Source organism: Saccharicrinis sp. GN24d3 (assembly GCF_052400645.1).
In the GTDB taxonomy this organism is placed as follows: Bacteria; Bacteroidota; Bacteroidia; order Bacteroidales; family Marinilabiliaceae; genus Saccharicrinis.
This window is the reverse complement of the sequence record NZ_JBQTGI010000015.1, coordinates 15,144-35,611: the sequence shown is the minus strand read 5'-3', so window position 1 is coordinate 35,611 and position 20,468 is coordinate 15,144. Positions and strand designations below refer to the sequence as shown.

The following is a 20,468-nucleotide window of genomic DNA, read 5'->3' as shown; positions in this document are numbered from 1 at the left end:
ATTTGTAGTTAAATACATGTATTCATGATAAAATAAAAGGATAATTGCCTCGTGCTATTATCCTTTTTTTATAGAATTGTAAACTCAATTTTTAAATAAGTCAATATTATGGGACAAATTTCAAATGTTCATGCTCGTGAGATTCTTGACTCACGTGGAAATCCTACTATCGAAGTAGAAGTAACACTAGAAAGTGGTTTTGTTGGTCGTGCTGCTGTTCCTTCGGGAGCGTCTACTGGTGAGCACGAAGCTTTAGAGCTTAGAGATGGCGACAAAGGCCGTTACTTAGGTAAAGGTGTTCAAAAAGCGGTTGCCAACGTAAACGATGTAATTGCTCCAGAATTAATCGGTTTTAGCGTGCTAGATCAAGTTGGTGTGGATAGCAAGATGCTTGAAATGGACGGAACTAAAACCAAGAGCAAATTAGGTGCTAACGCTATCTTAGGTGTTTCTTTAGCTACAGCCAGAGCTGCTGCTGAGTACCTGGGTATGCCCCTTTACCGCTACATCGGTGGTACAAACGCCTGTACACTTCCTGTTCCAATGATGAACATTATTAACGGAGGTTCTCACTCTGATGCGACGATCGCTTTCCAAGAGTTCATGATCCGCCCTATCGGCGCTCCTACTTTCAAAGAAGGATTACGTATGGGTGCTGAGGTATTTCATGCGCTTGCCAAAGTTCTTAAAGGAAAAGGTCTTTCTACCGCTGTTGGCGATGAAGGAGGTTTCGCTCCAATGTTAGGTGGTACCGAAGAGGCTATCGACTGTATCCTTACTGCTATTAAAAACGCGGGTTACAAGCCAGGACGTGCAGAAGATGGAGGTGATGTTTCTATCGCTATGGACTGTGCTTCTTCTGAGTTCTTCAAGGATGGTGTTTACGATTATAGCATTTTTGAGCCAAACGGAGTTAAAAGAACTTCTGAGGAGCAAGCTGCTTTCTTAGCTGAATTAGCCGAAAAATTCCCTATCGATTCTATCGAAGACGGAATGGACGAGAACGACTGGGACGGATGGGTTGCATTAAACAACAAAATTGGGGATAAGTGCCAATTGGTAGGTGATGACTTATTTGTAACTAACGTTGATTACCTGAAGAAAGGTATCGAATTAGGAGCTGCTAACTCAATCCTTATTAAAGTAAACCAAATTGGTACTTTAACTGAAACTTTAAATGCAATTGAAATGGCTCACAGAGCAGGTTATACTTCAGTTACTTCTCACCGTTCCGGTGAAACTGAGGATTCTACAATTGCTGACATCGCCGTTGCTACTAACTCAGGTCAAATCAAAACAGGTTCTTTGAGCCGTTCTGACCGTATGGCCAAGTACAACCAATTGCTTCGTATTGAAGAAGAATTAGGCGCAAGCGCTATCTATGGTTATGCTAAAGCGAAAAAAGCTTAACTGTATTTCGTATATAATGATTTAGAGGGTGTCCTGAGGGCACCCTTTTTTGTTTTTTTAAATTAACGAACAAAATTTAACAATGGCTGTTCTTATGATGTTGGGAAACATTCTTCAAATTAGGATAAATAACAATTGATGTTAAGCGGGGATTAATGGTCACTGAGAGAAGGATAGGCTTTGGAAATGTATTCTTTGGTACTTCTTCGTTGTGGCAGAAAAAATTAATTAAGGTGTTATTTGGCTAAGTATATGTTTCGTTATTTCGTATATTTATCAAACATCAAATAATTACTTATGGACTATATAAAACAAAAACTAATCGATATTGCTATCCCTAAGGCAAATATGGTTAAGGAACTTATTAAAGAGCATGGCGATAAAGTTATACAAGAAGTAACCGTTGGACAGGTGCTAACAGGTATGAAAGGCGTAGTTGGCTTATTGACCTGTACATCCAAGCTTGATGCAGAAGAGGGTATCCGATTTCGGGGATATTCAATTCCGGAACTAAAAGAAAAATTACCTAAGATACATGAGGATGGCGAGCCATTGCCCGAAGGCATTTTTTATTTGATGCTTACAGGCGAATTACCTAGCGATGAAGATGTTAAATATATTAGTGAGCAATGGGCATTGCGGGCACAAGGAATTCCCCCTCATGTGTACGATGTGATTGAAGCATTACCAAAGGATGCTCACCCAATGATTCAGTTTAATACGGCTATTTTGGCCATGTCGACAGAATCACAATTCCGCAAAGCTTATTTGGTGGGTATGGATAAAAAAGATTATTGGGACCCTACCTACGAAGGGGTAATGGACCTGATAGCACGATTGCCTATCATTGCAGCATACATTTATCGAAGGGTTTTCCATCAGGGAAGACATATCCCGGTTGATCCCGGTTTGGATTGGGCTGGTAATTTGGCACATATGATGGGGCATGATAGCGAAGAGGTAAAGAGGCTGATGCGCTTGTACATGCTGATCCATTCCGATCACGAAGGAGGCAATGTATCTGCACATGCCACCCATTTGGTGGGGTCAGCATTATCAAACCCATATTATAGTTTTTCGGCGGGTATGAATGGTTTGGCCGGGCCACTACATGGGATGGCCAATCAGGATGTGATGCACTGGTTAAATAAAATGAAGCGGGAGATTGGAAGCGAAGACCCAACGGAAGCTCAAATTAAAGCTTATGCCGAAGAAACATTAAGTAAGGGAAGAGTGATACCCGGATATGGTCATGCGGTATTACGAAAAACAGATCCTCGATTCCAGGTACAACTTGATTTTGCCAATAAATATATTCCGGATGCGCCATACGTTAAGCTGGTGAATAGGATATATAATGTGGTGCCCGATGTGTTGGCGGCAACCGGTAAGGTAAAAAATCCTTGGCCTAATGTGGATGCTATCTCAGGATCGTTACTTACCAGTTACGGAATAGTCGAGTATCCAATTTATACGGTTTTATTTGGAGTTTCAAGGGCACTTGGGGTGTTGACACAACTTATTTGGGACCGACTTTACGGATTGCCCATTGAAAGACCTAAGTCTCAGAATTTGCAATGGTTTATGGATAAGGTCAAATAAATATTTTTCCACAATTCTATCATTTGCCGTGTGTCTGTGTTAAACGGACGGACATGCTGGTTTCGATTAATCATATTTTACATGGTGGCCTCTTGTTATATTGTTAACAAGGGGCTTTTTGCTTCGATTAAGAAGTTATTAATCCCGGTTTTTCATGAAAATTATTTCTTTCGCCTAAAGCCAATAAGTCCCAGATAAGTTTGGATGGCCCAAATGGAGTTGATTCATGTTGGGGTTGATTGGAATTATGTTACATACGCTTTAATGGTGCAACATCATGACTTAATTTGTGTTTTTTTCCTAAACGAATATTAAAATAAAGACATTTTGCTAATTTAGCTGCGCGTATGAAATGTCAATTTTTTCAATGGAAACTTAAAATAATTAATCGGTGCACGTTGTTATTAGCATCTGTTATTCTGTGTGGTTTAGTATCTATGGATGTACTAAAAGCACAGGGAGATGTTAGTATAAGCTCATATTCGATTCATGAAGGGTTATCGGGTAATGGTATCACATCCATTTTTCAGGATAGCAAAGGATTTTTATGGGTGGGTACACAGGATGGTTTAAACAAGTACGATGGGTATTCGTTTAAAGTTTTTCGTCACAACCTTGAGGACAGTACTTCAATATCAGGTAACCATATACAATGTATAAGTGAGGATGTCGACGGTAACCTTTGGATTGGAACTATTGGCAACGGGCTGAACAAATGGGATCGAATAACGGGAACATTTACCTGTTATAATAGTAAATTGGAAGGGGCATATGAATTGCCGGAAGACAATATATATGGACTATCCTTTGATAAGGATTCTTCACTGTGGGTAAAAACAAATAATTATTTGTTGAATTTAAAAATTGATCCTCTTTTAAAATCAACGTATGGTTTATATAGTAGTATTTTCAAATATCAGGAAAAACTGAACATACCTATATTTTACAAAAATCCCCATATACTGTGGATTGGAACAAAAGATGGAATAGCGCAATTTAATACCAGGGAGAAGCTATACGAAAGGGTAATTGTTGATGATGAATATGGAACCTATTCAAACCAACTGGGGGCAATCACCGGGATACTGGAATTATCAGCAAAATCATTTATTCTGGCAGGATCGCAGGGTTTATATCACCTTAACCAACGAGATGAGTCCTATAGCAATAAAAAAATAAATTCACTATCCGGAAAAGAAAATGCTATTAATGCTGTTATCAGGCACTCTTCGGGATCAATTTGGCTTGGTACTAAAGCAGGTTTGCGAATAGCAGAGTATAGCCGTGGCAAGGATGTATTGGATTACAATAAGGATTCGTTTTATAATCAAAAACAAAATTTGATAACTGAGGACGAAGTTACCTTTTTGTTTGAAGATAATTCGGGTTTGTTATGGGTGGGTACACGATATAGCGGACTGTTAAAAGTGGATTTTAAGCCCAAAAAGTTTAAACGCATCATGCGTGGCGATAAAAAATACAGTGATCTGAACAGCTATGATATCAAGAGTATTTATATTGATGAACAAGAATTGATATGGTTGGGTACAGCTGATAAAGGATTAAAAATACTCGACCCTGAAAGAGGTGATGTATATAGTTATCCCGTGAACCGTTCCTTGAATAAAATTGGGGAAGACATGGTATTGGCTTTGTGCAGGGATTCGAAAGATCGGATATGGATTGGTACGGCTAAAGGTATTTATATCTTTTACCTGGAAAGAGGCACAATAAGTGAATTTACCTATACCCAAAGCAAAGAAGTAAAAGCATTGCTCGAGGAAAATAGAATCAATGCCATTGAAGAAGATGCCAGGGGAAATATCTGGTTCGGAACCCAGTTCGGGCTTTACAAATATGACGGCAATTCCATTAATAATTTTTTTGCTGAAAAAGGCAACGAAGAGAGTATATGTAGCGATGAGATTAACGACCTGTTACTCGATTCGGAAGGGATATTATGGATTGGAACCAGTGATGGTGTTAACTTTTTGGACAGTAATGACGATACGGTTAAAAAAATCGGCCATCTTAGAAATTCCGGGGATTCAATATCTGTATTGAGCAACAACTATATTTTGTCTATTGCCGAAGATGATCAGGACAGGATATGGTTCGGGACTAGATCGGGTATCAGCTTTTATAGTAAGAAAGAGGATGTGTCCGGCTTTTATACGCACTCTTCGGGATTAGCAAACGACATGGTTTATGGTGTAATTTGCGATAATAATTCAGGGGTATGGTTGAGTACCAATAAAGGAATATCTTTAATAAAGGCCAACAAACAAATCTATAACTTTGATATTGCCGACGGTTTACCTGGTTATGTATTTAATGTTGGAGCTGTTGAACAGTCTAATTCGGGCATGGCTTATTTTGGAGGTGTAGAAGGGGTGGCATTTATAAATCCTGATTCCATCCATTATAATTTGCATCGGCCGGAAGTCGTATTTACTTCGATCGAATTGTTTCATAAGGGTAAAATCAAAGGTAGTTTTAAGACGGATACCCCCCAGATTAAGCTTAAGTACAGAAAAAGCTCTATGCTTAAGGTAAGGTTTGCTGCGTTGGAATTTTCGGAATCAGCCAAAAACAAGTATCAAGTCTATTTGGAAGGTTTTGACGATGATTGGAGGCCGGTGACATCGGAGAACACGCTTGATATATCTGATTTGCCTGCGGGGGATTATACACTTCACGTTAAAGGGGCCAACAGCGATCATATTTGGACAGAGAAACCGGTTACCTTAGACATATCTGTAGTTCCCCCCATCTGGATGTCGAGCTATGCTTATGCATTTTATCTGATTGCACTGGTGTTTCTTATCCAATCCATTATTAATTTCCGTATCAGAAATTATAAATCAGCCTATAAATCCCTGGAAGAAAAAGCAGGTGACAAAAAGAAAATTGAGGCACAACGGGAATTGCTTTCAAAGATTAACCAAAGCCTGACGGACAGTATCTATTATGCCAAAAGAATTCAGGAATCCATTCTTCCGTCAGAACTTGAAATTAAGAAGGTGCTTCCCGAGTCCTTTGTGTATTATCGGCCTAAAGATTTGGTAAGTGGCGATTTTTACTGGAAACATGAGATCAATGGTAAAATATTTATTGCAGCGGTGGACTGCACGGGACATGGTGTTCCCGGTGCCTTTATGTCCATTATTGCCTACGATATGTTAAAGGGTATTATAAATTCGAAGATTGAGCACTGTCCGGCTTATATTTTAGAAAGGTTAAACAAGGAGGTAATCAATACTTTTAAAAAGAATTCCAGCCCCGAACGGAGCGATACCTTAAGCGTGAACGACGGAATGGACATAGCACTATGTATAATCGATAAAAGCGAAAGAAAACTATCTTTTGCCGGGGCTTACAATCCATTATATTTGATTAGGGATAATGAAATGTTTGTTTATAAAGGCAATCGTTTCCCAATTGGATATAACGGTGAAAAGGAAATGAGATTCTCAAAACATGAAATTGCTCTGGAAGAAAATGATGTTTTTTATATTTTCTCGGATGGGTATGCGGATCAGTTTGGCGGAGATGAAGGTAAGAAATTTAAATATAGGAGGTTCAGGCACCTGCTGTTGAACATCCATAGACTACCGGCAGAAGATCAAAAAGCTATCCTGCATCAAAAAATTGAAGAATGGATGGGTAATTTTGAACAGCTGGATGATATGATTGTGATGGGAATAAAACCTTTAGAAGAGTAGGTTAAATTCGTGTTGTTCAAAATTATAGCCTAAAAATAATATTATAACAATGCTTCATATAATATCTCTACAGGGTGTTTCGCTTCCCTGTCCGATCCATCTTTGATTTGATGCCGGCACGAAGTACCCGAAGCGGCCAACAAAGTACTCTGTTCGGTTTCCCTAATAGCTGGTAATAGCTTCATTTCAGCTATTTTCATGGAGATAGCATAAGAATCTTTTTCAAAACCGAAAGAACCTGCCATTCCGCAACATCCCGAATCGATTTCCTCGGCTTCATAGTTTTCGGGGAACGATAATGCTTGCCTGATGTATTTCGTGTTTGAAAGGGCTTTTTGATAGCAGTGTCCGTGAAAACGGATTTTTCGCTCCTCTGTTGTGAACTGATCCTTTCGTATTCTTCCCTTATTCATTTCATTCGCCAAGAATTCTTCAATGGTAAACGTGCACTTTTTTATTTTCTGTGCCTCGCTTAGCAATGCATCGGTTGCCAAATTCAGGTACTCATCCCTGAAAGTAAGAATGGCCGATGGCTCAATCCCCACGATAGGGCTTAATGACGAAACCATGGGAGCCAACATCTCAATATTTCTATTGGCAATTTTTTTAGCCTTCTTCAATAGGCCTTTTGAAATATAAGTTCTTCCGCTACTTAAGTGCTGAGGCACTACTACCCTATAACCTAACTTCTCCAATAGTAAAATTGCCTTTATGCCAATATCGCTATCCAAATAATTGGTGAACTCATCGGCAAAAAAATAGACCGTTTTTTGTTTTGGGTTTGCTTTTTTATGCCACTTGCTCCAAGTCTTTAGCGTAATATTGTTCATAGTTGGGATTGACCTTTTTGAGCTAAACCCTAACATTTTGGGCAATAATGATTTTAAGCCGGGAGTTGTTACGGCTGTATTATAAATCCAGGGAAAGGATGAGAACATACGATTAATGTCAGGCATGTGCCCAATCAACAGGGCTTTAACCGGAGTACCTTTTTGGCTGTAGTAATGTTGTAAAAACTCTGCCTTAAGCTTGGCAATATCAACGCCGGATGGACATTCGGACTTACAAGCCTTGCAAGAAAGGCAAAGGCTTAAAACCTCCTGCACGTCTTCGAGGTAAAGATTATCGGAATCTAACGTTCCCGTAAAATATTCCCTTAATATATTAGCCCTGCCACGTGTCGTATGTTTTTCGTCGCGGGTAGCCATGTAGCTTGGGCACATGGTGCCTCCAATAATTTCTGATTTTAAACAGTCGCCCGAACCAGAACATTTTTCGGTAGCCCTAACAATGCCTTCAGTATCCTCCCAGCTAAGTATGGTATTAAGGCTTTTTAGCGGATTGGGTTGTCTGTACCTCAATGAAGTATTCATTTGTGGTGTATTGACAATTTTATCAGGGTTAAGCAGACCTTCAGGATCGAATATTTGTTTGATACGTAAGAAGAGCTTGTAGTTTAAATCACCCACCATAAGCGGAATAAATTCTCCTCTTAGCCGGCCGTCGCCATGCTCGCCACTTAACGAACCGTTGTATTTTTTTACAATGAGGGCAGTTTCTTTTGCTATTTTGCGGAAGAGAATCACATCTTGTGGATCCTTTAGGTTTAATACGGGTCTAAGGTGTAATTCACCGCTACCGACGTGGGCGTAAAACACGCAATCCTTTCCAAATCCACCTAACAACTGTTTGATATCCCGTGCAAAAGCAGGTAAATCCTGTGGTCTTAGAGCCGTGTCTTCAATAACGCCAACGGGCAGGTTGTCTCCTTTCATATTCGAAAGAACACCGAGTCCTGCCTTGCGTAATGCCCAAACCCTGTTTATGTTTTTATCTTCAACAATCGGGTAAGCATAACCTAAGTCCTGGCCTTTAAAATCATTGATAAGTCCTTGTATTTTCTTGTCTAGGTTTTTAGAGCTATTTTCTGCAAATTCAATTACCAATAAGGCTTTTGGTTTGCCCGATATAAAAAAACGGTTACTTTGTTGAGCAGCGCTTTTCCCGGTCAGCTCTATTATTTTATCATCAATTAGCTCCACTGCTCTAGGCGAGTGCTTTAGCGCTTCGATGTTGGCATATAATGATTCATCCAATGAATGAAAATGAACACAGACTAATGCCTGTTGTTTTGGTGGAGTTGGAACAAGGTTAAGCTTTATTTTGCTGGCCATCATTAATGTGCCCTCGGAGCCAGCTATTAACTTACACATGTTAAAGTTTTCCCCGTCTTCCTTGAACGGGAGCATTTGCGACAAGTAATCTAAAGCATATCCTGTATTCCTGCGATGAATGTCTTTATGTGGGTATTCTTTCTCTATTTCTCGAATATGTTCCGGTTTGGAGAGAATATTATTGATTTCGCGATAGACATCCCCTTCCAAACCTTCTTGTTGACATTTTTTGTCGAATTCCCACTTCTGGAGTTCCTTAAATACTACTTCGTCCCCGTTGGACAGGAAACCATGAACTTCCAATAAATGGTCGCGGGTACTACCATAAACCAATGAATGTGATCCACATGAGTTGTTTCCAGTCATTCCTCCGATAGTGCAGCGGTTTGCAGTAGACGTCTCAGGTCCAAAAAATAATCCATGTGGAGCCAGATATTTGTTGAGCTCATCCAGCACAACACCAGGTTCTACCATCACCCATCTTTCCTCTGTGTTCAATTCAAGGATATTGTTCATGTATTTGGACATGTTGACCACAAGCCCGCTTCCTACCACTTGTCCCGCAAGCGATGTTCCTGCACCTCTTGGAATAATTTCGATTTTGTTTTTGTAGGCAAAGTCAACGATCAAATGCAAGTCGGAATTGTCCCGCGGCCAAACAACTCCTACGGGTTTTTCACGATAAGCAGAAGCGTCCGTTGCATGTTGGGCCCTATCCAGGTCTTTGAAAGATACTTCGCCTTTAAGTAAAGAAGAAAGTTGTCTGAGGGGTGATTGAGAATCGGGATTATTCATTGATATATTTTATTTAGTGTAAAAATATGAAAAAAAGCGGAATCCACCGAGGATGTCTTTATAAACGAAGTTTCTGGCGGACCAGGGCCTAAAAAAAGGGCATCTCCCAGACCGATACCCATGTTGGTAACTTCAAAACAATTCGTTATGAGCTGCCAGACCGGCTACTCATTACATACCTGCTGCTAGGGCAATAACCGTCAGGATATTTTCTTCAGTAGTGAAAATTACGGTATTTTTCAGGTTATTGCTTAAAGTGGAGCCCTGTGTAGGTCTTACTTTTTCTCGTATGCGTACCAGTATAACGTTCCCACAAAAAAGGCGCCTCCAACAATATTTCCCAGCGTTGCCGGAATCAAGTTGTCAATTACAAAGCTGGGCCACGTTATATCGGCTCCTTGGAAAATGGCCAACGGGATAAAAAACATGTTGGCAATGGAGTGTTCAAAACCCATGGTCACAAAAGCCATCACCGGCCACCAAATGCCCATTATTTTGCCTGTGGTATGTTGCGCCGACATTCCCATCCAAAGGGCCAGACAAACCAGCCAGTTGGCACCTATCCCTTTAAGGAAAGTTTTGTAGAACGGGTTCGAAGTTTTGTCTTCTGCAATTTTAAACACCATATCTAACCAGGGTTCGTGAGAAACTACTTCGGTTAGGTGAGTTAAAAAATAGGCAACAAATACAGAGCCGATGAAGTTGCCGAAATAAACAAATCCCCAGTTCCGTAAAGGAGCTTTCCAAGTTTGTTTCCTGCTTAAAACATTTGGCATAAAATAGGCATTGTTACCGGTGAATAGTTCGGCCCCGGCCATTACTACCATCATCAGTCCCACCGGGAATGCAGCACCGAAAACGAATTTGGTGATTCCCGGGTTTTTAGCAGATATTTCCGGCATTCCACCCGCTATCAGGATAGAAAGCAGCCCTCCGAAGGAAATATATGCCCCGGCCATAAAGCTTAGCGTAAGTATCTTTTTAGCTGAATATTTGTCTTTTGTGATGGCCGCATCACCGGCTATTTTAATTATTTCGGGAGGAGAGTATAAGGACATATCTTTAGTTGAAAGTTTATAACGTTGAAAGTTTATAAAGTCTGTAATGCCGTGGTTGAAAATAACTTTTAACTTTCAACTTTATGGACTTTTAACTTTACGAACTAATTAATTTTGACTTCTTTAAAGTAAGGTTGGAGAATGGTTTTGGCTTGTTCAATTTGTTCGGGAGTATTTTCAAGGGCATCTTTCAGTTGATATTCTTCACCTAAAGCTTCCCATTTGTGCGTGCCCAGTTTGTGATAAGGTTGAATTTCTATTTTTTCGATACATTCAAAGCTTTTGTACCGTTCGCCCATTTTTATTAACTCGTCGGGGTCATCTGTATAACCTGGAATTAGAACGTACCTTAACCATGCCGGCTTTCGGGTCTTTTCGCGGTGTTGAATAAGTTTTAGTGAAGAGCCAAATCCATCTACGCCTGTAAGTTGTTGATAGCCCAAAGCGTGCGTGTGTTTGATGTCAACCATGATTAAATCGGTATACTCGTCCAACAGTTCTTTTACAGAAGAAGTCAAAACAGAGCCGTTAGTATCCACATTGGTATGAATTCCTTTTTCTTTTAAAGCTTTAAAAAATGGAATTAAGGCCTTGCTTTGCAACAAGGGTTCACCACCGGAAACGGTGATACCTCCCAGTTTTCCAAAGTAAGTTTTCATATTTTCGGCTCGTTTTACCAAAGAATCTATCCCATGTTCTGTTCCGTCTTTTAAAGGAATGGTGTCAGGATTGTGACAGTACAAACACTTTAGGTTACAACCTTGTAAAAAGATAACCATTCTGATACCCGGACCGTCGTGAGTGCCAAAGGATTCTATAGAGTGGACTTTTAGTTTTGATGCTGTCATAATATATCCTGTTAGTAGGAAAAACAAAGACCTGTTTGCGCAAAGATACACAAACAAGTCAGTGTTTGAGTATGTGTTTACTTTCCGAAGAAGTGTTTTTACATAGAAAGCTTCAAATACAAGGGCTGGAAAAATAGGCAAAGCACAGTTTAACTTGTGTAAATGAGCATTCCCCTATTGAGCGTAACACAGTATTTGACGTTTTTGGGTAAAAAACTACATCGAATCGTGGAACGAACGAGACAGAACCTCTTGCTGTTGTTCGCGCGATAAACGTGTAAAGTTTACCGCATACCCCGAAACCCTAATGGTCAGCTGGGGATACTCTTCAGGATGTTCCATGGCATCTTTTAAAAGTTCCCTATTCAGAACATTTACGTTAAGGTGTTGGGCGTTTTTTCCAAAATAGCCATCCAAAGCGGCAACCAGGTTCGCAATTCTATCTTTCTCGTTTGAACCTAATGATTTAGGAACGATGGAGAAAGTATTTGAAATGCCATCCTGCGAATCTTCGTAATTTATTTTAGCCACTGAGTTTAACGAAGCTATAGCACCGTGTGTATCGCGTCCATGCATAGGGTTTGCTCCGGGAGCAAAAGCAATACCTTTGGCTCTACCGTCAGGCGTAGCACCTGTTTTTTTACCGTAAACAACATTTGATGTAATGGTTAAAACGGATAATGTTGGGTTGGCATTTTTGTAAACGGGTAACTTTTTCAACTCTTCGCTAAAATGATTTACCAGGCTACGGGCAATTAAATCTACACGGTCGTCATCGTTACCATATTTTGGGAATTCTCCTTCAATTTGGAAATCAACAGTTAATCCATCTTCGTTGCGGATAGGCTTCACCTTGGCATGTTTGATGGCTGAAAGTGAATCGGCTACAATTGATAGTCCTGCGATACCGTATGCCAGGTTAATTTTTGGATTGGTATCGATTAACGACATCTGAGCTTTTTCGTAATAGTATTTGTCGTGCATGTAGTGTATGATGTTCATCGACTCATTATAAACACGGGCAACTTCTCTCATGGCTATGTCAAAATTGGCCATTACCTTGTCAAAATCAAGATACTCGTCGCTGACTATAGAGGGAATGCCATCAACCATTTGGGTGCCTGTATTTTCGCAACGCCCACCATTTAAAGCTAACAACAATGTTTTGGCCAGATTGGTTCGTGCCCCGAAAAACTGAATGTGTTTTCCCAATTCCTGGAACGAAACACAACAAGCGATTCCATAATCGTCACTATCTCTATGGCAACGCATTAGGTCATCATTCTCGTACTGGATAGATGAAGTGTCGATAGAAACCTTTGCACAGAACTCTTTAAATCCTTGTGGCAAGCTGTTCGACCAAAGGATGGTGATGTTGGGCTCAGGGGAAGGTCCCAGGTTATAAAGGGTGTTCAGGAATCGGAACGAAGTTTTGGTTACCTTACTTCTTCCATCGACTAACATACCGCCTATTGATTCCGTTACCCAGGTTGGGTCACCGGCAAAGATCTGCTCGTAAGCTTCCATGCGCAGATGACGGACCATGCGGAGCTTCATCACAAACTGATCGATATATTCCTGGGCTTCCTGCTCGGTGATAATTCCGGCTTGTAGGTCACGCTCAATGAAAATATCCAGGAACGAAGAAACGCTACCCAATGACATGGCAGCACCATCTTGTTCTTTAACGGCAGCCAGATAAGCCATGTAAGTCCATTGCACAGCTTCCCTTCCGTTTTCGGCAGGACGGGATAAGTCTAAGCCGTAATGATTACCCATGTCAATCATTTGATTTAAGGCTTTCAACTGCTCTGCCACTTCTTCTCTCAAACGAATAGTATGGTCGCTCATTGGTCCTGTTATACCCTTTAGATCCTCTTTTTTAGCCTCGATTAATCGATGGATTCCATATAGGGCAACCCTTCTGTAATCGCCAATAATACGGCCGCGGGCGTAATTGTCAGGCAGTCCTGTTAGAAAACCTAACGAACGGAATTTTCTGATTTCGTCGGTATACGCATCAAAAACACCATCGTTGTGCGTTTTCGTATACTTACCAAATGCTTCGGTTACAATGTCGGATGGTTTTAGGCCATGCTCCGAAAGTGCTTTCTGTACCACTTTGAAACCGCCATAGGGTTTCATGGCTCTTTTGAGTAATTCGTCGGTTTGCAGACCAACAATCACTTCGTTATCCCTGTCGATATATCCTGCGGCAAACGAATTTACTGTTGAAACAATTTCAGTGTCAACATTTCTAAGTCCGTTGTTTGCTCTTTCTTCTTTAAGGGCTTGAAGACAAATGTCCCAAAGCTTTTTTGTTTTGGGGCTGGCTCCTTCCAGAAATGAGTAGTCTCCGGTGTATGGAGTTATGTTTTGTTTTACAAAGTCTCTAACGTCAATGGCGTTGTTCCAATTGCCGGGGGCAAAATCTTTCGTTTCCATAGTTGTTTTTAAAATTTGTGCAAAAGTATAGCTAATTTTTTTCATAGAAAATCCCAACTTGTTGTGACAGGGTGCTTTATCCTTCGGATTAATCGGGAGATTTGTTGTATGATATTATCAATCAGGTAAAACAGGTAATGAATTACTTAAAAACTAATGATTGTTAAAAACCGATTTGAACCATCAGTTCAATTGTTTTTCTGATATGTGCGTCAGATTTTTCATCATAAGAGATTCCTCTTCAGCAGTTTTGTATTCTTTCAGGAACATGGATATAAGTATTTTAAGCTCCTTTAAATCCACTTGCGACAATACCATTTTAATAGCAGTATTAGGGAAAGGGATGTGAATTTTTCTGTGATAAAGCGTGTTAAAGTTGATTTTTTCGAACTCATTACCTTCCAGCTTGTTCAGGTAATCGTAAAAGTTATCCAGGATATTTAAGGACGAAAAGTCAATAGCTAATTGATTAAACTCAAAATGAAATTTGTTGCACTTCTCGCAAGTAAATATATGTCCGTGTAATGTTTTAATATCTATCTTTTCCATATTTCTCCTCCTTTTGGGTAATGTTTCTAACTAAAACAGTCCAAACTTATGAAATGTTTTATTTTAATTTAGATTAATTCCATACTGCAAAAATGAGGATTGTAAAAAATACTGGCAATACCTAATTGTGGGGGTTCGCATAAAAAAAGCACCTTCGTTTCCGAAAGTGCTTTTGTGTCTTATTTAATGATTATTCTATCTGACTGAGCGGGTCTAGTCGTGCGGATCATCGGGCTTATAGCTTTCCACATGACGTTCGGTCTTCGTTTGATTAAAGTCTTTAATGGTGATAATGATGCCGGTTTCCTCAACATCACCAAAACGGTCGTTTACTGCTGTTCCAAAGGATCGCATCGAAGGAGATAGATTCATGTAGGCATTCACCAATGGCGGAATGGTTTCGCCAAGTTCTCTTACTCTCCTATTCAGTACTTTATAATCTTCAACAAATGTAGGGCCATGAAAAATCTCATCTATTTTTTCTTGAGAAAGACCTATTTTTACCTTAAAATCGTCTAAAGGATAAACCAATTTATCAGGATCGCTAAAGTATTTGTTCATAAAGCTCAAGATTAAATCACGAGCTTCCTGGTTAAAGTGGGTATACATCGTTACTTTCCCAAAAAAGTATTTCATCTGGGGATTGTTTACAATTAACGAACCCAAGCCATCCCATAGGTTGTCCAACGCAAAAAGACTTTTAGCGCCTTGCTTGCTCGATTGGTATTGAGGTTGAACAAATGATCTTCCCAGCTCTATGGTATACGGGAAAAAATCATTCAGAAACCGGTCGGAAAAATGAAAAAGTCGCGAGGTGGCCAATTTAACGTTGCCATCTTTATCTCGGGGAACTTGGTTGCCCATTATATAACGATAGCCGCCCAGTATCTCCTTTTCTTCAGGGTCCCAAACTATTAATTGGCGGTAAGGTACTTCTGCAGTATCGTAATCGTCAATATCCGCTTCTTTACCGGTTCCTCCCCCTGCCTGACGAAATGATTCCTCTCTTAAACGGCCTACTTCCAACATTAAATTAGGGGCTTCGTCCCCCCTAAAGTCGTATATTTTATTGCCGCCCTTGTTGGTGTGGCGAACAAATCTTTCTTTAGTTAATTCGGCCTCAAGCTTTTCCTTGGCTATTGGCGCAATTATGGGTTTGTTGTTGTCCATGAACTTATACATGTTAGCAAATGCAAAATTAAATTAATTTTGGTAAGCTGTAGACTGTTTCCTTTATTTTTTCGGCCCAAGTTTTCGGCGACTCTCCATTTTTTAGTTCATTCCAGCTTATGGGCGTCCCAAATCTTAGGGTAATATGTTTGTCCTTTTGCTTGAACATCTCATCTACGAGGTAAAGCATTTCAATGTTTGCCTTAAGTCCAAGAAATTTTCTCAAGCGAGCCAGATTATAGAAAAAGTTCGAGTTACGTCCTTCTATATGAACCGGAACAATAGTTCGATGGTGTTTGATTGCCTTTTTAATAAAGTTAGGTTTCCATTCCAGGTCCTTAATGCCTCCTTTTTGTTTGCGCGAAACCAATCCGGCAGGGAAAAACAGTACTTGATTTTCAGATTCAAATGCCTCTTCGATAAGTTTGGCGGCTTGTCGAGAGTGTCCGCCATGTTTATTAATAGGGACGAAAATATCGTTAAAGCGGCCAATTTGTAACAGGATGTCGTTTACGGGAAATTTTATGTTGTCAAAAACACGGCCTACTTCGTTCATGAATATTATTCCGTCCAGACCGCCCAAAGGGTGATTTGATACAAACAGATATCGCCCGTCTTTTGGAATGTTTTCCAATCCAAAACTTTTGCTTTTTACACCGAAATGACTCGTGCAAACTTTTCCGAATTCTACATTATAGCTATCGGGATATTTTTCTAACATCCAATTTAGGCTATCTTGATGAATTACCCTTTTTAGGTAAGAGATAACGAATTTAGGAATCCATTTTAAAATACCGGGGTTTTTATCCCTAAAAACCTTTTCGATATCGATTTTGGTGAATTGTTGTTTTGCTTTCTCCTCCATGTTTTATAAAATGAGGCTCAATTTTATAAAAAAAAAATTAAACATATAGCCCATATGTAAAAAAGTGAATATTTGATTAGACTGTTTTTTGATATGACCCTTAAATTATGGTCTAACAAAACCTGCTATTAAAAAGACCTCTTAATTCTTCGTCCATCCTATTTAATTTGTTATCTTTTAATAGTGAAAGATTTGGTATGGCCTGACTGGAGGATCTTATAAATACTTTTTATTATGAAAGATTTGTTTAAAAAACTTGAAAAGAAAAGAATTAGTCTGCCCGATGATGTTTATGTAGTTCTTGGCGGTTGCAAAACTTTTCAAACTTTTGATACCGTGAAGCAATTGGCGAAAGCTGCTGTGGGAGGCGACAATAGTTGTTACGAGGTGAAATATACAATACCGGGTAAGGGTGAAGTTACCGAAGCGATTGTTCATAGGGTTAGCAATGGCGTGTCGGCTAATTACGTAGAACCATATATGAGGCGCAGAGATCCCGATACCATGTTAATTGCTGATGACCTACCCACAGATAAAGAACGCTTTGAAGATCGGTTGGGGTACGGTTTTGATACTTTGCGTAAAGAAACTTTAGAATGGCTTCAGGACCAGGAATTAGCCATATTCTTTTACTTTGCAGGATTTGAAAATATCGGTTCAGGAGGTATTGCTATAGCGCCTAAAAATGCGGGTTTCTTCGCTATGGGGTTGGCCATGCTTCAGCGTATCATACCCGTTAATGAACTACCCTGGGATTTTGATGTAGAATCGGCTATTTATGTAGCACCTACCTTCCGGCATACGCATTTTGACGGAAAACAAATAGTGGTGCACAAAAGATCTGAGGATCTGCATGAGATATTTTCATACAATCTATATCCCGGGCCTAGTGCCAAAAAAGGACTGTATGGAGCTTTGCTGACAAAAGGCGAAAGGGAGGGTTGGGTTACGGCCCACTGTTCAACAGTGCAGGTGGTAAGTCCATACGATAATGTCACCACCTTTATGCACGAAGGCGCCAGTGGCGGAGGAAAAAGTGAGATGCACCAAAAAATTGTTAGGGAAGAAAACGGACAAGTTTTGATTGGTGAAAATTCCTTGACTGGTGAAAAAAAATTAATCAATATTCCTTTGTTCTGTTCTTTCAATCCAGTGACGGATGATATGGCCTTATGCCATCCATCTGTCCAAAAAAATAACGGTAAGTTAACTGTTTTAGATGCTGAAAATTCCTGGTTTATAAGGGTTGATAGTGTAAATGATTATGGAGACGACCCTTTTCTTGAGAAACTAACGATAAAGACCGAGGAGCCCTTGTTGTTTTTAAATATAAAATCGAACCCGGAATGCACTGCATTAATTTGGAACCATATCGAAGACAGTCCGGGCGTAAGATGCCCGAATCCAAGAGTAGTAGTTCCCAGAAATATTGTCCCCAATGTTATTAAAACGCCGGCAACGGTAGACATCAGGAGCTTTGGTGTCCGGACTCCGCCTTGTACAAAAGAAAATCCAACGTACGGGATTCTTGGGTTATTCCACATTCTGCCGCCTGCATTAGCGTGGCTGTGGAGGCTTGTGTCTCCTCGGGGACATGCTAACCCTAGCATTGTTGGAGGTGGAGGAATGGGAAGTGAAGGGGTTGGTTCCTACTGGCCATTTGCCGCAGGCAAAATGATAACACATGCCAATTTGTTATTGGAGCAAATCATCAATACCCCCCGAATGCGATACACGCTTGTGCCCAATCAGTACATTGGTGCCTGGAAGGTTGGGTTTAGACCCCAATTGTTAATGAGGGAATACTTAACAAGGCGGGGTAACGCCAAACTTAGGAGTGATCAATTTCAAAAAGCGCGCTGTTCGTTATTGGGTTTTGAGTTAAATTATATCACGATTGAGGGAGAAGAAATACCAAAAAGGTTTTTGCAGGTTCATAAACAAGCTGAGGTAGGAGAATCTGCTTTTGATGATGGAGCAGAAATACTTCATGAATTTTTCAGAAGTCAATTGCCAAAGTATTTAAAATCTGAAATATCCGTTACTGGAAAACGGATTATTGAGGCTTGTTTGTCCAACGCGACCGTTGATGAATATTTAGAAATTATGCCCATGGATTTTCAATATTCGTTTTTTAACAGCCACCAAGATTGAGTAATGCTTTCATGAACGGTTTCGATTAGCTAGGCAAAGTGATTAAAAAGAGACAATATAAACTCTCTTTTTATCAAACATATAGGCAGCTGCATTAGAATGTAGCTGTTTTTTTTATATCCGTTTCTCAACGCGGAGTACCCAACTGAATTCCGGCAGATTTCATCCTGAAAAATGATGTTTGCAAGGAAAAGGGAAAAAAGTTATCAACAAAGTGGATTAAAGTGGCGTAAAGTGGTTGATTGTGGTTTGAAAAATTCATACTTTTACCAAAAATAATTATCAATCCTAATGGCCACATTTATAGGTGATTTTGTTTGTAAAGCCGACGCAAAGGGACGCTTCGTGTTGCCTTCGCACTTTAAAAAAGTGATGAATGCCATGGAGGAGAACCGTTTTGTGGTTAGGAAAGATCTGCATACAAACTGCCTGTTTGTGTACCCGTATCCGGCCTGGGAGTTGCATATTGACGACATTCGATCAAAGCTGAATATGCATGACAGGTCTGATAGTTTAGCCTATCGTCAATATGTAAGAACTGCAGCCGAGGTATCTTTTGATGCAAATGGCAGAATGTTATTTCCCAAACGATTAATGCAAATTATTGAATCGCCCAAAGAGGTTGTGATGGCAGGGGTAGACGAGAAAATTGAAGTGTGGAATAGTGCGGATTATGGAGTAGGAGAAATGAGTGAAAGTGAATTGGATGCTTATCTTCAAGCTAAACTTGGAGGAAAGTCAAATAGCGAAGAAAAGGAGGGCGTGTAATGGAGAATGTATACCATGTGCCGGTTCTGTTAAAGGAGTGTGTCGAAGGTCTTAATTTGAAGGAAGGTGGGGTGTATGTTGATGTCACTTTTGGAGGTGGCGGACATACCAAGGAGATATTAAAACACCTGAAAGGCGGTCGTATTGTTGTGTTTGACCAAGATGAGGATGCTTATCTGAATAGACCTGAGGATGAGCGTTTGATTTTTGTCCGTCACAACTTTCGTTATTTAAAACACTTTCTCAGATATATTGGCATAGAAAAAGTGGATGGGATTTTAGCGGACCTGGGTGTTTCGTCTCACCATTTTGATACTCCGGAAAGAGGATTCTCATTTCGCTTTGAAGGCGCGCTGGATATGCGAATGAATAAGCAATCGGGTTTAACAGCTGCGGATGTGCTTAATAATTACGAAGAGGATGGTCTGTATCGGATATTTAAAAATTATGGCGAAATAAAGAATGCGGGTAAGTTAGTACGAGGTATTCTTTCAAAGCGGCAGGGCAGTCATTTTAAAATGATCTCGGATTTATTGGAGATAGCCGAAACCTGCGTTCCTTCCCGTGATAAAAATAAGTTTCTGGCCAAAGTGTTTCAAGCACTTCGGATTGAGGTAAATGGGGAAATGGAAGCATTAAAGGAAATGTTGATGCAGACCAAGGGTGTGTTGGCCGAGGAGGGGCGTTTGGTGGTGATTTCATATCATTCCCTGGAGGATAGGTTGGTGAAGAACTTTATGAAAACCGGTGATTGTGAGCAAACACAGCCCGAAAAGGACTTTTATGGTAAAAGTATTGTCCCGTTTAAGCCGATTAGTCGAAAACCTATTTTGCCATCGGAGGAAGAATTAAAAATCAATACTCGGTCAAGAAGTGCAAAGCTACGAATATGTGAAAAGTTGTAG

The 20,468-nt window shown here is 40.0% G+C and carries 13 protein-coding genes; 6 read left to right on the top strand and 7 right to left on the bottom strand.

Annotated elements, in window-relative coordinates; genetic code table 11:
* Positions 1–108 precede the first annotated feature (108 nt).
* The 3 genes from eno to ACT29I_RS17435 all read left to right on the top strand — a co-directional run bounded on the left by eno (position 109) and on the right by ACT29I_RS17435 (position 6,737).
* Entirely contained in the window at positions 109–1,410 is a 1,302-nt protein-coding gene (gene eno, locus ACT29I_RS17445; RefSeq protein WP_430935236.1) for a phosphopyruvate hydratase, read from the top strand.
* A 297-nt stretch (positions 1,411–1,707) separates the two neighbouring features.
* Positions 1,708–3,012, top strand: coding sequence for a citrate (Si)-synthase (locus ACT29I_RS17440; RefSeq protein WP_430935238.1), 1,305 nt, complete (start codon positions 1,708–1,710; stop codon positions 3,010–3,012).
* Between the two features lie 437 nt (positions 3,013–3,449).
* Positions 3,450–6,737, top strand: coding sequence for a two-component regulator propeller domain-containing protein (locus ACT29I_RS17435; RefSeq protein WP_444794026.1), 3,288 nt, complete (start codon positions 3,450–3,452; stop codon positions 6,735–6,737).
* A 41-nt stretch (positions 6,738–6,778) separates the two neighbouring features.
* On the opposite strand, the gene ACT29I_RS17430 is transcribed toward ACT29I_RS17435, so the two are convergent.
* The 7 genes from ACT29I_RS17430 to ACT29I_RS17400 form a co-directional block, all read right to left on the bottom strand.
* On the bottom strand, positions 6,779–9,706 hold the full coding sequence (locus ACT29I_RS17430; protein WP_430935242.1) for an FAD-binding and (Fe-S)-binding domain-containing protein: 2,928 nt from the start codon (positions 9,704–9,706) through the stop codon (positions 6,779–6,781).
* A gap of 275 nt (positions 9,707–9,981) precedes the next feature.
* Entirely contained in the window at positions 9,982–10,764 is a 783-nt protein-coding gene (locus ACT29I_RS17425; RefSeq protein ID WP_444794025.1) for a formate/nitrite transporter family protein, read from the bottom strand.
* Positions 10,765–10,868: 104 nt separating this feature from the next.
* Entirely contained in the window at positions 10,869–11,612 is a 744-nt protein-coding gene (pflA, locus tag ACT29I_RS17420; protein WP_444794024.1) for a pyruvate formate-lyase-activating protein, read from the bottom strand.
* A 216-nt stretch (positions 11,613–11,828) separates the two neighbouring features.
* Complete coding sequence (pflB, locus tag ACT29I_RS17415) at positions 11,829–14,057, bottom strand: formate C-acetyltransferase (protein WP_430935248.1); 2,229 nt, start codon at positions 14,055–14,057, stop codon at positions 11,829–11,831.
* Positions 14,058–14,240: 183 nt separating this feature from the next.
* Complete coding sequence (locus ACT29I_RS17410) at positions 14,241–14,606, bottom strand: DUF6686 family protein (RefSeq protein ID WP_430935250.1); 366 nt, start codon at positions 14,604–14,606, stop codon at positions 14,241–14,243.
* A 213-nt stretch (positions 14,607–14,819) separates the two neighbouring features.
* A complete protein-coding gene (locus ACT29I_RS17405) occupies positions 14,820–15,776 on the bottom strand; it encodes a GNAT family N-acetyltransferase (RefSeq protein ID WP_444794023.1) in 957 nt (318 codons plus the stop codon).
* A gap of 28 nt (positions 15,777–15,804) precedes the next feature.
* Positions 15,805–16,641, bottom strand: coding sequence for a 1-acyl-sn-glycerol-3-phosphate acyltransferase (locus tag ACT29I_RS17400; RefSeq protein ID WP_430935254.1), 837 nt, complete (start codon positions 16,639–16,641; stop codon positions 15,805–15,807).
* A 234-nt stretch (positions 16,642–16,875) separates the two neighbouring features.
* Here ACT29I_RS17400 and ACT29I_RS17395 point away from each other — a divergent pair, with 234 nt between their 5' ends.
* From ACT29I_RS17395 to rsmH, 3 genes are all read left to right on the top strand, one after another.
* The gene (locus ACT29I_RS17395) at positions 16,876–18,795 is read left to right on the top strand and encodes a DUF4914 family protein (protein WP_430935256.1); all 1,920 of its coding nucleotides are present in this window, start codon (positions 16,876–16,878) and stop codon (positions 18,793–18,795) included.
* 291 nt (positions 18,796–19,086) lie between these two features.
* A complete protein-coding gene (locus ACT29I_RS17390; RefSeq protein ID WP_444794022.1) occupies positions 19,087–19,563 on the top strand; it encodes a division/cell wall cluster transcriptional repressor MraZ in 477 nt (158 codons plus the stop codon).
* Entirely contained in the window at positions 19,563–20,468 is a 906-nt protein-coding gene (gene rsmH, locus ACT29I_RS17385) for a 16S rRNA (cytosine(1402)-N(4))-methyltransferase RsmH (RefSeq protein WP_444794021.1), read from the top strand. Before ACT29I_RS17390 ends, rsmH begins: the two co-directional genes overlap by 1 nt.